Raw genomic sequence first — 16,066 nt, 5'->3', positions numbered from 1 at the left:
GGTTCGAGCCGGTACCGGAGCACCAGACGACGACGGCACCGCCTCCCCCAAGGATGCGGCGCCGTCGTCGTCTGTTCAGCTGTGTCTACTCGGCTTCAACCGCCGCGGCGACGGCGGCGGAAACCGCCGGTGCCACGCGCGGGTCCAGCGGGCTGGGGACGATGTAGTCGGCGGAAAGGTCCTCATCGGCCAGTTCGGCGATGGCGCGGGCCGCGGCCAGCTTCATGGCCGGCGTGATCCGGCGGGCGCCGGCGTCGAGGGCTCCGCGGAAGATCCCGGGGAACGCAAGAACGTTGTTGATCTGGTTCGGGAAGTCGCTGCGGCCCGTGGCGACGACGGCCGCGTACTTGCGCGCGACCTCCGGCAGGACTTCGGGGTCCGGGTTGGAGAGGGCGAACACGATCGCGTCCTCGCTCATGAGCTTGAGGTGTTCCTCGTCCAGCTTGGAGGAGGAGACGCCGATGAAGACGTCGGCGCCCAGAAGTGCCTCGGCGGGGCCGCCGGAGACGCCGCGCGGGTTGCCGCTCTGGGCCAGCTGGGCCTTCTTGCTGGTGGGGTCGGCGGCGATGTCGGCACGCTCGCTGTTGATGACGCCGCGGGAGTCCAGCAGCACAACGTCGGTGATCCCGGCGGTGAGCAGCATCTGCGCGACGGCGATTCCGGCGGCGCCGGCGCCCGAGACGACAACGCGCAGTTTCTCGAGTCCTCGTCCGGTCACCTTGGCGGCGCCGGTGAGTGCGGCGAGGACGACGACGGCGGTGCCGTGCTGGTCATCGTGCATAACGGGGCAGTCGAGGGCTTCGATGAGCTTCTCCTCGAGTTCGAAGCAGCGCGGCGCCGAGACGTCCTCGAGGTTGACGGCGCCAAAGCTCGGACGCAGGCGGACGAGAGTTTCCACGATCTCGTCGACGTTGGTGGTGTTGAGCACCAACGGGATGGAGTCGAGCTCGCCGAAGGCCTTGAACAAGGCGGACTTGCCCTCCATCACGGGCAGCGAGGCGCTGGCCCCGATGTCGCCCAGGCCAAGGACGGCCGTGCCGTCGCTGACGACGACAACGAGGCGCTGGGCCCACGTGAGGGTCTTGGCGAGTTCCGGGTTGGCGGCGATGGCGCGGCTGACCTGGGCAACGCCTGGCGTATAGGCGATGGAAAGGTCGCGCTTGCTGGCGAGCGGCACAGTGCTGGAAATTGAAAGCTTGCCGCCCTGGTGGGATGCGAAAATTTCCTCGTCGCTAAGCACCTCTACGGGCTCTGCGGGGGAAGTGGCGTCGGTGGGGATAGTCGTCTCAATGGACACGTCGTTGTCTCCTGGGGCTCACCGTGGGCATACGGCTCATGGAAGCTCAAGCACAGGGATGCTCAAGATGGTCTGGGGAACGACGGCAGCGGCCCGAGGTTGGTGGGCCGTTGGCGGTGCTCCGTGTACTGCAAGCGGCGGGGCCGCTCCGGTTCTGCAATGGTAAACAAAGCCGGCGGGCCATGAAGTGTCGGGGGACACACTTCCGCCGGTGGTGAAACGTTTATCCAGGCTTTTTTGTGACCCGCATCACTGAAATAGCCCGCTACCGGCGGGTAAAAAGTCAGATTGGTCTAGACCAGTTACGCCGTGGGGTGGCCGCATGTCAGCAGGAAACAGGCTTTCTTGAGGTCTTCCTCGGCTTCAAAGAGGGAAAGCCGGCGGCAGCGGACCGACTGGACCAGTCCAGTGACGGTCAGCAGCAGCACCCGGGAGATGGCGGCGTTACCGCTTACGGCCGTGACGGCTTTCTCGGCCGTGGCATCGATCTCGCGGAGCAGCTTCGTGGTGTCCGTGTCCTTGGTGTACACGACCTTGTTGAGGCACTGTTCCACGGCAGGCTGCATGAGGCGCATGTGGAAGATTTCCATCACGACGCCGACGAGCGCGTGGGCCGGAACGTCGCCCGTGGCGTCCGCTGCCGGAGGCTTCGCGGAGCGTCCTGCAGACTTCTTCACGGGGGCAGCGGCGGCGCCTNCCTGCCGCTGGAGCGGCCGCCGCGCCGGCCCCTGGCGCCGCAGGGGAGTTGGCGGCGTACAGTTCTGTGAGCTGCTTGCGGTACAGCGCCAGCACCAGCTGGGTGGCGGACGGAAAGTACCGGTACAGGGTGCCGAGGGGAACATCGGCCCGGGCAGCGACCTCCGAGAGAACCACGGAGTCCAGTCCCTTGCGCGCGAACCCGGCGGCCACGTCGAGGATCCGGGTGTACCGGAGCCGTTGCCTGGGCAGGCTGGGCGGAGGGGCCATCGGTGGAAGTTCTGAGTGAAGTTCAGGCATCAGCAGCGTTCCGGGGTCGGTTTTCTCGGCAGCCGGGAGGGATCCCCCACAGCACTGCCGCGGCAATTCCCGTCCACTATACGCCACGCCCTCGGGCCGAAAGCCAGTCATATGCACCGCCGGAGCGGCCCGGGCAGAGCCGCCACGGCGGCTGCTTCCGGCCTAGTCGACGCCCTTGATTTTGACCACGAACACGGCCCCCAGCAGGCCAATCACCGCGGCCGCCACGTACAGCGAAACGTAGCCACCCCACAGCGTCACGAACGGGAATGCGATAAGCGGGGCGAGCACCTGCGGCAGGGAATTGGCGATGTTCAGGACACCCAGGTCCCTGCCGCGGCTCAGCGCCGCGGGGAGCACCTGGGTGATGAGGGCGAAATCGACCGCAAGATAACAGCCGAAGCCGATGCCCAGCACCGAAGCGCCCAGCAGCGCCCCGATCCAGTTCGGCGCGAATGCCAGGATCAGCGAGGCCATCGCGATAATGACCGAGGACATGATCACGAGCGGCTTCCGTCGCCCCATCCGGTCGCTTAGCCGGCCGCCGATCACGCTGCTGATGATCACCATCACCGCATAGAGGCCGGTCAGGATCAGCACGCCGAACTCCGGCGCGATGCCCTGCGTCTTCTCCAGGTGGACCGCATCCGTGAGGAAGAAGAGCAGGTAAAGGGTGACCATGTGGTTGCCGATGTTCACCAGGAGCCTGGTCAGCCAGGCCCAGGCGAAGTCCGGGTGGAGTACCGGGGAAATCCAGAAACCCTTGACGAAGCCGGCCAGACGGAACGGCGGTCGCGCCTCCCCCGGGAGCGGGACGTCGTCGTTCCTGAAGAAATACAGCACGACGCCGGCGAGCAGCGCGACGGCGCAGACCACATATCCGACGGCGAAGTTCCCCGTCACCACTGCCGCGATCACGGCGCCGATGAGGATGCCGACCGTCTGTCCCATGGCGGCCAGGCCGCCCACCGTGCCGCGCTGCGCCACGGGCACGCGGTCCGGGATGGCCGCGGTGATGGCGGCATAGGCGCCGTTGCAGCCGGCCTGCACGAGGCACCAGAGCAGCGTCATGATGGCAACGTTCGGCGCCCCCGCGAGGGCGATCAGGGCCGCGGCGCCGAGGATGGCTCCAAAGAGGACCCAGGGCACCCGGCGGCCCCGGCGTGAGGAGGTGCGGTCGCTGAACGCGCCAAACAGCGGATTGGCCACCAGCGAGACGGCTGCGCCGGCTCCGGTCACAAGGGCGAGGATGGCTTCCTTCTCGCCCTCGCTGAACGCTGCCGCCTGCTGGCCAAGGAGCACCTGAAGCGGGGCGAAAAATGCCGCGTTAATGCCGAGGTTGACCAGGACGACGCCGGCGATCCAGACGGGTCGGACCGCCCGATTGGGCTCAGCGAGCGCCACCGCCGTCGGGCGTTCCGTCGCCGAGGGCGCCGAGGCGAGGCGACGGGCTGGGTCCGGAGCAGCGCCGGGTGGATCGGACAGGCTCATGTAATTCGGTTCCCCCCGGAAACTGACGACGCATGCTGAAGATCGGTGTGCAGCCAGACTATCGTGGGGACCACGATCCGCCCCCCTATTTCCAGCTCAGGAGAACCGATGGCCGCATCCGCCCTTAATACCGCCGATCTCTACGATGAGCGGGGTGAGGAGCTCGACTCCCTGGCCCTGCAGTTCCAGTCGCTCGGCGGCCGGACGCACTTCAGCGGCCCGGTCCGTACCATCCGCTGCTTCGAGGACAACGCCCTGGTCAAGTCCACGCTCGCCACACCCGGCGACGGCGCCGTCCTCGTGGTGGACGGAGGCGGCTCGCTGCGCACGGCCCTGATGGGGGACCTGATCGCGGCCAGCGCGGTCGCGAACGGCTGGGCCGGCGTCGTGATCAACGGCGCCATCCGCGACCGGACGGCCATCGCCGGACTGCCGCTCGGGGTGAAGGCGCTCGGCAGCAACCCGCGCAAGAGCGCCAAGGCAGGTGCCGGCGAGAGCGGCGTGGAACTGGTGATCGACGGCGTCGTCCTCCGGCCCGGCGCCATGATCTGGTGCGATCCGGACGGGATTCTGGTCGAGCGGTAAGTCTTCCTCCCGGCGGTCCGCGGCGTCACGGCAGGCATTCTTTCGGCGTGCCTGCGGGCGCGGATTGGCTCCCCTCCCGGGAACGTCAGGCGTTGAGCGGGTAAAAGACTGCGCTGCGTGACGATCCGTTCTCGGCACGAGGCATTCGGAGCCTGATCGCCGCGCCCGCCAACTGTATGTTTCCTCTCACTTTTTGCGGCGTGTGACAGGCGTCGCTCCGGCGCTGGTGTAAGACTTGGTAGCTGCGGCGCAGGCCGTGGAACGCGAAATGCCGAGGGAGCCAGATGACAACCACCCAAGACCAGACTGTAGCCAAGATCCCCCAGCGGGTCATTTGGCTGGCCGTGGCGGGCGCCGTGGGCGGCTTCCTCTTCGGCTTCGACTCCTCGGTGGTCAACGGCGCCGTCGACGCGATCAAGGACGAGTTCGCGCTCAGTGAGGCCGTGACCGGTTTCGCCGTGGCCGTGGCCCTCCTCGGCTGCGCCGCCGGCGCCTACCTGGCTGGCAAGATCGCCGACCGCTACGGCCGCATCCCCGCCATGAAGCTCGGTGCCCTGCTGTTCCTGGTCAGCGCGATCGGGACCGGCTTCGCCTTCAGCGTGTGGGACCTCATCTTCTGGCGGCTGGTCGGCGGCCTGGGCATCGGTCTGGCCTCCGTCATCGCTCCGGCCTACATCTCCGAGATTTCCCCGCGCCACGTCCGCGGCCGGCTGGCCTCGCTCCAGCAGCTTGCCATCACCACTGGTATCTTCGCGGCGCTGCTCTCGGACGCCCTGTTCGCGAACTTCGCCGGCGGAGCCGGCCAGGACCTCTGGTTCGGTATTGAAGCCTGGCGCTGGATGTTCCTCGCGGCTGCCGTGCCCGCCGTCGTTTACGGCTGGATTGCCTACACCCTGCCCGAGTCGCCGCGGTTCCTGGTCGTCCAGGGCAAGAACGAGGAGGCCCTCAAGATCTTCCAGTCCATCGCCCCGAACGAGGACACGGACCGCCACCTGCGCGACATCAAGAAGGCCATCGAGGAAGACAAGGTCGCGGGCCAGAAGGGCTCCCTCCGCGGCAAGGCCTTCGGCCTGCAGCCCGTCGTCTGGATCGGCATCATCCTGTCCGTGCTGCAGCAGTTCGTCGGCATCAACGTGATCTTCTACTACTCCACCACCCTGTGGAAAGCCGTCGGCTTCCAGGAGAAGGACTCCCTGACGATCTCTGTGGCCACCGCGATCACGAACATCCTCGTAACCCTCGTGGCGATCGCCCTGGTGGACCGGATCGGCCGACGTCCCATCATGCTCGCGGGTTCCATCGGCATGGCCGCCTCGCTGGGCACCATGGCCCTGGCCTTCGCGTCAGCCACGGGAACAGGCGACGCGATTTCGCTGCCCGGCGCGTGGGGTCCGGCCGCCCTGGTTGCCGCCAACGTCTTCGTGATCAGCTTCGGCGCCTCTTGGGGCCCGCTCGTCTGGGTGCTGCTGGGTGAGATCTTCCCGTCCCGGATCCGCGCCCGCGCCCTGGGCCTCGCCGCGGCCGCCCAGTGGATCGCCAACTTCGCCATCACCCTGAGCTTCCCGGTCATGGCGGCGGCGTCCCTGCCCCTGACCTACGCCATGTACGCGATGTTCGCGGCGGCGTCGTTCTTCTTCGTGAAGTTCAAGGTGCCGGAGACCAACGGCATGTCCCTGGAGCATGCCGAGACGCTCTTTGTCCCGAAGGGCTCCGCGAAGGCTTCCGCCAAGGCCTGAGCCGCAGTGCGCCCGGCGCCCTTCCGCCTCTCGAGGTGACAGTTAATGCCCATGTTCCGCGGGAACATGGGCATTAACTGTCANGGCGGGTTGGTCACCCGGTGCGTCGGCTAAACCACGTGGGGCGCGTGTGCGGTCAGGAAGCGGCGTCCGCCGAGCACCACGGCAATGGCCGCCACCATGGCCAGCGCGCCCGCGAAGAAGGGCACCTGCGGACCGAAGTGCTCGCCCAGCTGTGCGGCGGCAAACGGGGCCAGGGCGCCGCCCATCCAACGCACAAAGTTGTATCCGGCAGAGGCCACGGGCCGCGGCGAATCGGAGACACCCATGGCCAGCTCCGTGTAGATGGTGTTGTTGATGCCCAGGAGCGCCCCGGAAATTACGACCAGCACGACGACGGCGGGCACCGAGTGCCCGGCGGCCAGCCCCAGTCCCACCAGGTCCAGCATCAGCAGGGCAAGGGTGCCGGTGAGGACCCGGACGGCCCCGAAGCGGTTTTGCAGCACGGGGGCGGCAAACACGGAGAAGACGGCGACGGCGACGCCCCAGCCGAAGAACACTCCGCCGATCCCGTAGGCGTCCATGCCCAGGATGAAGGGTGTGAAGGCGAGGACCGTGAAGAAGCCGTAGTTGTAGAACAGGCCGCTGGCCGCCGTCGTCCTGAGTCCTTTGTGCCCCAGCGCGAGGAGAGGATCCCGGAGCCGGACCTTCCGCTCTGGCAGCGGGGTCTTGGGCAGCAGAGTAATGAGCGCGATGAACGCGGAGGCCATCAGCACAGCGGTCCCGAAGAACGGTGCGCGCCACTGCCAGCCGCCCAGGAGTGCGCCCAGGAGCGGGCCGAGGGAAATTCCCAGCCCAAGGGCGGCCTCGTACAGGATGATCGCCGTGCCGGCGCCGCCGCTCGCGACGCCGACAATCACGGCCAGCGCCGTGGCCACGAAGAGGGCGTTTCCCAGCCCCCAGCCGGCCCGGAAGCCGATGAGCTCGGCCACGCTTCCGGAGGTGCCGGACAGCGACGCGAAGACAACGATCACTGCCAGTCCGATCAGCAGCGTCCGTTTCCCGCCGATCCGGGACGAGACGTAGCCCGTGATCAGCATGGCGACGGCCGTCACCAGGAAATAGCTGGTGAAGAGCAGCGAGACCTGGCTCGGCGAGGCGTCCAGGTTCTTGGCGATCGCCGGCAGGATGGGGTCCACGAGGCCGATACCCATGAAGGCGAAGACCGCTGCGAGAGCAGTCGCCCACACCGCCTTGGGCTGTTTGAGTAGTGAGGCCTTCTCAGCCTCGAGGGTCTTTTCCGCTGCCGGCAGGGTGTCGGCGGGCTGGCCGTGCATAGTTGCACTCCTAATTCATGGGATCTAAGTTGTGGGATTTTCGGTTGGGTATCAGGCCTGAAGCGTCGCGTTGATCTTGCCGATGACCGGGAGGGCGGCCGCGAGGGCGGCACGGTCGCCGTCCGAAAGGGACGAGAGGATGCCGGCCATGACGGCATTGCGGCGCTCGTTGGCGGCATCGACGGCGGCGAGGCCGGCTTCCGTGAGGGCCACACGGACGGCGCGGGCGTCGTGAGGGTCCGGTTCCCGGCGGGCGAGGCCGGCGCGCTCGAGCTTGATGATCTGCTCGGTGGCACTGGGCACCTTGACGCCGAGGTTCCGGGCAATGTCGCCGACCCGCACGCCGCTGGGCTCACGGGAAGTGGGTCCGCCCTCCATCAGCATTTTGAGCGTGCTGAGCTGGGCGGCGCTGAGTTCGCCGTCGGCGTCCAGGCGGCGGACGAGGTAGATGCTGTGGCGGAGGGCCTCGCGGAAGTCCTGGGCGAGGGCGACGAGGCCCGGATCGGCCGGTTCACTGACGGTCATAGTTAGGTAGCCTAACTGTTAGGCTGCCTAATGGTCAAGAGGGCGGTTGTCGGTTCCACCCGCGAGGTGACAGTTGGCGCCCATGATCTCGCGGCGCATGGGCGTCAACTGTCACCTCGACGGGGGGCTTAAACACGACGACGCCGGAACTCGGGTGAGCTCCGGCGTCGGCGGCTAGGCTTCGGCGATTGAACGGACTAGGCGGCAGTCCTGGCCTCATCGACCAGGGCGGCGACGGCCGGGAACAGCGGGTGGTCCGCGGTCAGGCCCGTGATCTTTGCTGTGGCCTCCTCCGCGGTCGAGGATGCCAGGATTTGCCCGAGCTCCACCGCTTCAGCATCGGCCGGATCGTTGAAGCGCAGGGCAGCCGCGATCGCGCCCAGCAGGGCCTCCGGGACTATCCCGCGTTCGGCCAGCTCCGCGGCCGGACCGATGAAGCGTTCGTGCCGGCTGAGCTTGCGCAGCGGCGCCCGGCCCACCCGGTTTACGGTGTCCGGCAGGTGCGGGTTGGAGAAGCGGCCCAGGATCTTCTGGACGTAGGCCTCCTGCTCGTCGCGGTTGAAGCCATGCTTGGCCACCAGCAGCTCTTTGGTTTCGTCCAGGACGGCGCGCACGTCCGCGGCGACGTCTTGGTCGGCCATGGCCTCGGAAATCTTCTCCAGGCCGGCGTCGAAACCGAAGTACGCTGCGGCGGCGTGCCCGGTGTTCACGGTGAACAGTTTCCGCTCGATGTACGGCTCCAGCTCATCCACGAAGGTCGCGCCCGGAATCACCGGCGGATTGCCCGCGAAGGGGGTCCTGTCGATGACCCATTCGTAGAAGTTCTCCACCGTGACGTCCAGGCCTTGCCCCGCCTCCTGGTTCGGCACGATCCGGTCCACGGCCGTGTTCGCGAAGACCGCTTTGTCCTCAAGGGACCCCGCGGCAGCGTCCCATTGGGCCGCCACCTCGGACTTCAGGATGTCCGTGGCATTGATGGCGTTTTCGCACGCCATCACCTGCAGCGGGGCGAGCCCGGCAGCCCGGGCGGCGATCCCCTTGGCGATCACCGGAGCCACGAATTTGAGGATGTGCGGCCCCACCGCGGTGGTGACCACGTCCGCCGTCGTGATCTCCGCGATGACGTCCGCTTCCTGGCTGCTGGAGTTCAGCGCGCGGAAGTTCTCCACGGTCCGGACGGTGGGGTGCTCCCCCACCTCGTGGACCTGGTAGCTGTCCGCGGCTGCCAGCTGGGTGATCAGGGCGTCCGCGACATCCGCGAACACCACCTCGTACCCCGCTTCGTGCAGCAGCAGCCCAACGAATCCGCGCCCGATGTTTCCAGCTCCGAAATGGACAGCCTTCACTATGAATTGACCTTTCCGAACAGGTCCAGGACTTCCTCGACCGTGGTGGCCGCCTCAAGCTGCGCCACCTGCGCCTTGTTGGTGAAGACCTTGGCGATGGAGGACAGGATGTGCAGGTGTTCGTTGTTGATGCCTGCGACGCCGACCACGAACTTCACTTCCTTGCCGTTCCAGTCGATGCCGTCCGGGTAGCGGACCACGGAGACCGCGGATTTCATGATGTGGTCCTTGGCGGCGTTGGTGCCGTGCGGGATGGCGAGGAAGCTGCCCATGTAGGTGGACACGGACTCCTCGCGCTCGTGCATGGCGTCCAGGTATCCGGCGTCGACGGCGCCGCGGTCCAGCAGGAGCCGGCCGGCCTCGTCGATGGCGGCGTCACGGCTGGTTGCCGTGCCGTTGAGGACAACACTCTCCGCCACCAGGATGCCGGCGGGGCCGGTTTCCTCGGGAGCTTCCAGCGTTTCGACGACGGCGGCAGCAGCGGGCCCACCGTCCGTGTTGCTGGTACGGACCAGCTCAACGATTTCGTCGTAGCGCGGGCTGTTCATGAAGTTGTCCACGGACACGTGCACGGCGCTGGCGGTGACGGGTTTGGCCCGTTCGGTCAGGTCCTGGTGGGTGATGACGATGTCGTACGTGTCGCTGAGGTTCGCTATTGCGGAATTGGTGACCTTGACGTCCGGGAAGCCGGCCGCCTTGATCTTGTTCCGCAGCACCGAGGCACCCATTGCGCTGGAGCCCATGCCGGCGTCGCAGGCGAAGACGATGTTCTTGACCGGTCCGGCGAGGACTGCGACGCCGCCGCCGGCGGCAGCACCGGAACCCGTGAGCATGGAGGACACCGAGCTCTTTTTGCCCTTCATTTCCTCCATCCGGACGGTGGCAGCGCCGAGGGCCTCTTCCTCGCTGGCGCCCACGGGGGTCTTGCTGGTTTTCAGGATCACCGAGGCGATCAGGAACGACACGGTGGTGGCGAACAGCACGGAAAGGGTCACACCGACGTAGCTGTCGCGCGCGGTTGCCGCGTAGACGGCGATGATGCTGCCCGGGGCTGCCGGCGACCGGAGCCCGGCCCCGGTGACCACGAGGGTGAAGATACCGGTCATGCCGCCGCCGATTGCGGCGAGGATCATGATCGGCTTCATGAGCACGAACGGGAAGTAGATCTCATGGATGCCGCCAACGAACTGGATCACTGCTGCGCCCGGCGCGGACGCCTTGGCCAGTCCCGTGCCGAAGATCGAGTAGGCGAGCAGGATGCCGAAGCCCGGACCGGGGTTGGCTTCCAGCAGGAAGAGGATGGACTTGCCCTGCTCGAGCGCCTGTTGTGTGCCGAGCGGGGTGAGGATGCCGTGGTTGACGGCGTTGTTCAGGAACAGGACCTTTGCGGGCTCAATGAAGATGCTGGTAAAGGGCAGCAGTCCGTTGATAACCAGGAATTCGACCACGCGGCTGGCGCCGTCGCTGAAGGCCTTCACCACCGGGCCGATCACGAGCATGCCCACAACCGCCATGCCGGCGGAAAGGATGCCGGCCGAGAAGTTGTCGATCAGCATTTCGAACCCCGGCTTGACCCGGCCTTCCCAGATCTTGTCGACCTTCTTCATGAGCCAGGCCGTGAGTGGGCCGAGCATCATGGCGCCGATGAACATGGGGATGTCGGTGCCGACGATGACGCCCGTGGTGGCCACGGCACCCACGACGCCGCCGCGCACGCCGTAGACCATCCGGCCGCCGGTGTAGCCGATCAGGAGCGGCAACAGGTACGTGATCATGGGCCCGACAAGTTTGGCGAGCTCCTCATTCGGCAGGAAGCCCGCCGGGATGAACAGCGCCGTAATGATGCCCCAGGCGATGAAGGCACCGATGTTGGGCATGATCATTCCGGACAGGAAAGTCCCGAACTTCTGGACGCCAACACGCACGCTGGTGCGGGGTTTCGCGACTGTCTCTGTTGCCATGTGATTTCCTAACCGTCATTCCTGCTGCACCGCAGGATGGTCCGATGATTTCGCGAAAGCTAGCTGGTGGAGCTGGTGGAGATCCGGTGGAGCCATTCGAGGAAGAGCTTGAGTTCCGAGCTGGAGAGCTGGTCTGAGTGCGATGCCTGCAGTGCCGCGTTCAGGGCGATCGCCGCCACAACCACTGACGATTTCCCGGACTCTTCAGGGCCGCTGTTCTTGGCCTGGTCCGAGGACACCGCAAAGATCATGGCGTCGCGGGTCATGGTGGACAGCTCGAGGTTGCGCTCGGGCGCCTTTTCCGTGATCAGCATGAGCGTCACACCGACGTTGGCAGCCAGGATACTCCTGGCCGCTTCCCGCGGAGGGACGTTGAGTTGGCCGGCGACGGCGGCCTTGTTCAGCATTTCCTCCATCAGGCCCTCGGCGTCAGCGACGACGGCCGGGCGGCTTTCCGGGCGGATATTGCCAAACATGACCAGGTACAGTTCCGGCTGCTTGAGCCCGAACTGCACATGGTTGTCCCACATCCGCCGGATATCTTCCAGCGGCTGTCCGGACGGTGCGAAGTCGCGTTCGCCCGCCACGTACTCTTCAAAACCTGCCGCGACGACGGCGTCGAACAGACCTTCCTTGTCACCGAAGTGGTGATAGAGGGTCGGCGCCGTCACTCCGGCCAACTGGGTGATCTGGCGGGTGGAAACCGCGCCGCCGGCGGAGTTGGCCAGCAGCTCAGCGGCTGCACGCAGCAGCCGCGTCTTTGGCGGAAGCTGGCCATCGAAACTCATAACCGCTACCCTAGCACCTATAGCAACGCTATATGAAGTGCATCACATACAATTTTTTCACGTACCGGGATCCGCCTGCTGACGCAGCTGTCGGCGGGCCCGCCCGATTCACCGGCTTACTGGCCCACGGCAGAGAATGAGGACCTTCAGTGCAGAACTTCCCAGGAGTAGGCGTCAGCCCCGGCCGCATCATCGGAACCATCCGCCAGATGCCCAAACCCGTCAGCGAACCGCCCGCCGGGGAGCAGCTGCCGGCCGGCGTTACGGCTGAGGAAGCGACCGCGGCCTTGAAAACGGCCGCGAAAGCCGTCCACGATGAGCTGAAGGCCCGGGCCGAGACCGTCAGCGGAGACGGGAAGGCAGTCCTGGAAGCCACCGCCCTCATGGCGACGGACACGATGCTCTTGAAGTCGGCCGCCAAGCTGATCGGCCGCGGCACCTCCGGCCAGCGGGCCATCTGGGAAGCCGGCGCCTCCGTCTCGGAAATGCTGCACAACCTGGGCGGCTACATGGCAGAGCGCGCCACCGACGTCCTGGACGTCCGGGCCCGGATCGTGGCCGAACTGCGCGGCGTCCCGGCCCCGGGCATCCCGTCCTCCCCCACCCCGTTCATCCTGATCGCCGAGGACCTGGCCCCGGCGGACACCGCCACCCTGGATCCGGAGAAAATCCTGGCCCTGCTCACGGCCGGCGGCGGCCCGCAGTCCCACACCGCGATTATTGCCCGTTCGCTGGGCCTCCCCGCCGTCGTGGCCGCTACCGGCGTCGACCAGCTCCCGGACGGCACCGAGGTCTACGTCGATGGCGCCGCCGGCCTGATCTCCGTGGACCCGGATGACTCCCAGCGGGCCGCCGCAGAGCACTGGGCCGCCACCGCCTCGCTGCTGGCGGACTTCGACGGAACGGGCGCGACGGCGGACGGCCACCTCGTGCCGCTGCTCGCCAACGTCGGCGGGGCCAAGGACGCCCTGGCCGCCGCGAAGCTGAACGCGCAGGGCGTGGGGCTGTTCCGGACCGAGTTCTGCTTCCTGGAGCGGGACACCGAGCCCACCGTGGACGAACAGGCCGCCGCGTACAAGGGCGTCTTCGATGCGTTCCCCGGCAAGAAGGTGGTGCTCCGGACGCTCGACGCCGGCGCGGACAAGCCGCTGCCCTTCCTCACCGACGCCACCGAGCCAAACCCCGCCCTTGGCGTCCGCGGGTACCGCACGGATTTCACCACGCCGGGCGTGCTCGAACGCCAGTTGCAGGCCATCGCCCTGGCCGAGCAGGAATCCGAGGCAGACGTCTGGGTCATGGCGCCGATGATTTCCACCGCGGAGGAGGCCGCCCGCTTCGCCACCCTGTGCACCGAGGCAGGGATCAAGACCCCCGGGGTCATGGTGGAAGTCCCGTCCGCGGCGCTCACCGCCGAGGCCATCCTCCGGGAGGTGGCTTTCGCGAGCCTGGGCACCAACGACCTCACCCAGTACGCCATGGCCGCTGACCGCCAGCTTGGCCCGCTCGCAGCCCTCAATACCCCGTGGCAGCCTGCCGTGCTCCGGCTCGTCGGCCTGACCGTGGAAGGTTCCGTCGCGGAGGGCCACAGCAAACCGGTCGGCGTCTGCGGCGAGGCCGCCGCGGACCCGGCCCTCGCCGTCGTCCTGACCGGACTGGGCGTCTCGACCCTGTCCATGACAGCCCGGTCCCTGGCCGCCGTGGCCGCCGTGCTGAAGACCGTCACCCTGGCCGAGGCGCAGGAGCTGGCCAAACTGGCGCTCTCCGCGCCGAGCGCCACCGAGGCCCGTGCCTGGGTCCGGGAGAAGCTGCCGGTCCTCGAGGAGCTCGGACTGTAGTGCTGCAGCAGGGCAGCCGCAGTGTGAGGCCGATGCCGGGGCACTAGGATGCACACCATGACACTGATTGCTCCCCGGGTGACGGCCGCCCTTCCGGCTGAGGACGCGCAGAAACTCCGGTACGCCCTCGACGGCAGCGACGACATCACGGTGTTTGTCGACGGCACCGTCCACCGGCTGCCGGCCCAGGCACGGGACGCCGTCGTTGACCTGCTGGCGCGGTTCAGCCGGGGCGATGCGGTGACGGTCAGCAGCGTCGAGGAAATGCTGACCACGTCCCGGGCCGCCGAGCTGGCCGGCATCTCGCACACCTATCTGCGGAACATGACGGACCGCGGCGAAATCCCGGTGGAATACCGGGGCACGCACCGGCGGATCCGGCTCGCCGACATCATGGCCTGGCTGGAAAAACAGAAGAAGAACAATACCGCCGACGGCGCTCCGGACCCCGGGGATGACGGTGCCGCGGATGCTTCGTGACGGCGTGATAAGGATCAAACAACGATCCCGGAGCTGCGCGGAAACGTGGAGACGACCGGGGTTACGCTTGAATTGTGGGTAAGTTCAGAGGGTGGCACATCGTGGCCGGCATTGCCGCCATGGTGCTCACCGGCATCCTCGGAAACGCCATGGGGCTGAATAACACCGCTGCGTTTATGGCCAGCTGTGTTGCGTTTGTGGCCGTTTCGATGTGGATCGACAACCGGATGTCCCTCCGCAGGCGGGAAAGAGCGAGGGAAGCAGCCCGCGCCGCGGACCGTGATGATGCAGGCGCCGAACCGGGCCCCGCACTGGAGCCCGAGCAACCCGAACGCGACGGCCGCGGCACCTAAAGTTCAGCAGAGTCCTGGGCCCGCCCCCGGGTCAGATCCTGGGACGGGCCGCCCAGCGCCGCGCTTTGAGCGCCGCGTGGAGTTCCAGCCGCACCATCCCCTTGAGCGGATCGACGCCCAGCAGCTGCCGGATCCGGCCCAGCCGGTTGTAGATACTGCTCCGGTGCAGGTGCAGTTTGTCCGCCACTTCCTGGACTGAGCCGTCATTGTCATAGAAAAGCTCCAGCACCGGCAGCAGCTCCTGGTTCCGGTCGTGGTCCGCCAGGATGCGGAAATAGACCGAGCCGGCGTCCGCCCACGCCCCCGCCCCGCCGCCGGCCGAGGCCAGCAGCTGGTAGATCCCCGTGGCGCGGCAGTCCACGAGCTCCCCCAGCTGGAGATCCACCGCCGCTGCCTGCGCGGCCTGCCGCGACTGACGGTACGCATCCGCGAGTTCCCGCGGCCTCGCGAAGCCTTCTGAGGTTCCGAGGATGATCCGGTGGACCGGCCGGCCGGACCTCTTGGCCAGCTCCAGCTGATAGTGGACCAGCACCTGGGCGTGGTCTGCCCGGCCGGTCGATTCCTTGAACAAGACAACGGCGTGGGTCTCCGTGCCGGCACTGAACAGCGCGGCATCCACCCCGATGGTGGCCTGCAGCGCCGCGGAGCGGTGGATCAGCGTGGAGGCGATCGGATCCGAGCCTTCCGCCCAGCCATCGGCATCGAGGACCGTCACCAGCTGCCAGGGCCCGCGCCCCTGCACTTCCTTCCAGCCCGCCACGGCCGCGACGGCGTTGGACTCGCCCCGGCACGCGGCCAGGAATTCCTGTTCGCGGCGGCGGCGGAACTCGGATTCGGCCGTGTTGGAGTCCAGCAGCAGTGCCGAAAGCTGCTCCAGTTCGCGGGCCACGTCGGGCAGGTGGGTGAGGACCGACGTAGCGTTCGGCTCCTCGGCTTCCAGCTGGACCCACAGGTACCCCACCCGGAAACCCCGCACCAGCAGGGGAACGCAGACGCGGCCCAGCATCCCGAGCTCCTCATTGGCGGGCACGACCACGGGGCGGACCGCCGTCGCGATCCCGTGCGAGAGCTGCCAGGCGCTGACGTCCAGCGCCACGCGCTTGCTGAGCAGGAAGTTCACCCGGACCCGGTCCGCGTGCGACTGGTTGGAGCTGTAGGCGAGTAGCTGACCGTCGAGATCCTCCAGCGAGAGGCCGCGGCCCAGTCTCAGTGCGACCTGCTCCACGAGCTGTTCGACATCCTGCTGCTGCATCCTGCCAGACTACTGCGCGGAGGGCGCCCCGGCGAACGAAGCCGCCAACGGACAGCAGGCGACACCTGACGCTTGCCGGTTCGA

13 protein-coding genes and 1 pseudogene are annotated in these 16,066 nt (G+C 67.3%); 5 read left to right on the top strand and 9 right to left on the bottom strand.

Features of this window, described 5'->3' with window-relative positions:
• Positions 1-85: 85 nt before the first annotated feature.
• The 3 genes and pseudogenes from K789_RS0113735 to K789_RS0113720 all read right to left on the bottom strand — a co-directional run bounded on the left by K789_RS0113735 (position 86) and on the right by K789_RS0113720 (position 3,784).
• Positions 86-1,297 (bottom strand): NAD(P)-dependent malic enzyme, encoded by a 1,212-nt coding sequence (locus K789_RS0113735; RefSeq protein ID WP_024367250.1) that lies wholly within the window; start codon positions 1,295-1,297, stop codon positions 86-88.
• A gap of 302 nt (positions 1,298-1,599) precedes the next feature.
• Positions 1,600-2,293, bottom strand: a pseudogene (locus tag K789_RS26805) (helix-turn-helix domain-containing protein).
• A gap of 162 nt (positions 2,294-2,455) precedes the next feature.
• Positions 2,456-3,784, bottom strand: coding sequence for an MFS transporter (locus K789_RS0113720; RefSeq protein WP_024367249.1), 1,329 nt, complete (start codon positions 3,782-3,784; stop codon positions 2,456-2,458).
• Positions 3,785-3,892: 108 nt separating this feature from the next.
• On the opposite strand from K789_RS0113720, the gene rraA reads away from it, so the two are divergent.
• Positions 3,893-4,369, top strand: a complete 477-nt coding sequence (gene rraA / locus K789_RS0113715) for a ribonuclease E activity regulator RraA (protein ID WP_024367248.1) — start codon at positions 3,893-3,895, stop codon at positions 4,367-4,369.
• A 284-nt stretch (positions 4,370-4,653) separates the two neighbouring features.
• On the top strand, positions 4,654-6,105 hold the full coding sequence (locus tag K789_RS0113710) for a sugar porter family MFS transporter (RefSeq protein ID WP_024367247.1): 1,452 nt from the start codon (positions 4,654-4,656) through the stop codon (positions 6,103-6,105).
• 110 nt (positions 6,106-6,215) lie between these two features.
• Here K789_RS0113710 and K789_RS0113705 read toward each other — a convergent pair whose 3' ends face one another.
• The 5 genes from K789_RS0113705 to K789_RS0113685 all read right to left on the bottom strand — a co-directional run bounded on the left by K789_RS0113705 (position 6,216) and on the right by K789_RS0113685 (position 12,062).
• The gene (locus K789_RS0113705) at positions 6,216-7,442 is read right to left on the bottom strand and encodes an MFS transporter (protein WP_024367246.1); all 1,227 of its coding nucleotides are present in this window, start codon (positions 7,440-7,442) and stop codon (positions 6,216-6,218) included.
• A gap of 51 nt (positions 7,443-7,493) precedes the next feature.
• A complete protein-coding gene (locus K789_RS0113700; protein WP_024367245.1) occupies positions 7,494-7,967 on the bottom strand; it encodes a MarR family winged helix-turn-helix transcriptional regulator in 474 nt (157 codons plus the stop codon).
• Between the two features lie 197 nt (positions 7,968-8,164).
• Positions 8,165-9,313 (bottom strand): mannitol-1-phosphate 5-dehydrogenase, encoded by a 1,149-nt coding sequence (locus K789_RS0113695; RefSeq protein ID WP_024367244.1) that lies wholly within the window; start codon positions 9,311-9,313, stop codon positions 8,165-8,167.
• Entirely contained in the window at positions 9,313-11,274 is a 1,962-nt protein-coding gene (locus K789_RS0113690; RefSeq protein WP_024367243.1) for a PTS mannitol transporter subunit IICBA, read from the bottom strand. Before K789_RS0113690 ends, K789_RS0113695 begins: the two co-directional genes overlap by 1 nt.
• Positions 11,275-11,333: 59 nt before the next feature.
• On the bottom strand, positions 11,334-12,062 hold the full coding sequence (locus K789_RS0113685; protein WP_024367242.1) for a TetR/AcrR family transcriptional regulator: 729 nt from the start codon (positions 12,060-12,062) through the stop codon (positions 11,334-11,336).
• Between the two features lie 149 nt (positions 12,063-12,211).
• On the opposite strand from K789_RS0113685, the gene ptsP reads away from it, so the two are divergent.
• The 3 genes from ptsP (at position 12,212) to K789_RS25685 (ending at position 14,730) form a co-directional block, all read left to right on the top strand.
• A complete protein-coding gene (ptsP, locus tag K789_RS0113680; protein WP_024367241.1) occupies positions 12,212-13,897 on the top strand; it encodes a phosphoenolpyruvate--protein phosphotransferase in 1,686 nt (561 codons plus the stop codon).
• A 57-nt stretch (positions 13,898-13,954) separates the two neighbouring features.
• Entirely contained in the window at positions 13,955-14,377 is a 423-nt protein-coding gene (locus K789_RS0113675) for a helix-turn-helix domain-containing protein (RefSeq protein WP_024367240.1), read from the top strand.
• 74 nt (positions 14,378-14,451) lie between these two features.
• Positions 14,452-14,730 (top strand): hypothetical protein, encoded by a 279-nt coding sequence (locus tag K789_RS25685; RefSeq protein ID WP_024367239.1) that lies wholly within the window; start codon positions 14,452-14,454, stop codon positions 14,728-14,730.
• 31 nt (positions 14,731-14,761) lie between these two features.
• Here the strand turns inward: K789_RS25685 and K789_RS0113665 are convergent, their stop codons facing one another.
• Entirely contained in the window at positions 14,762-15,982 is a 1,221-nt protein-coding gene (locus tag K789_RS0113665) for a PucR family transcriptional regulator (RefSeq protein ID WP_024367238.1), read from the bottom strand.
• Between the last annotated feature and the right edge of the window lie 84 nt (positions 15,983-16,066).

It is taken from the genome of Arthrobacter sp. TB 26 (genome assembly GCF_000427315.1).
Classification (GTDB): Bacteria; Actinomycetota; Actinomycetes; order Actinomycetales; family Micrococcaceae; genus Arthrobacter.
Note: the sequence above shows the minus strand (reverse complement) of the source record. Positions and strands in the feature narration are given on the sequence as shown.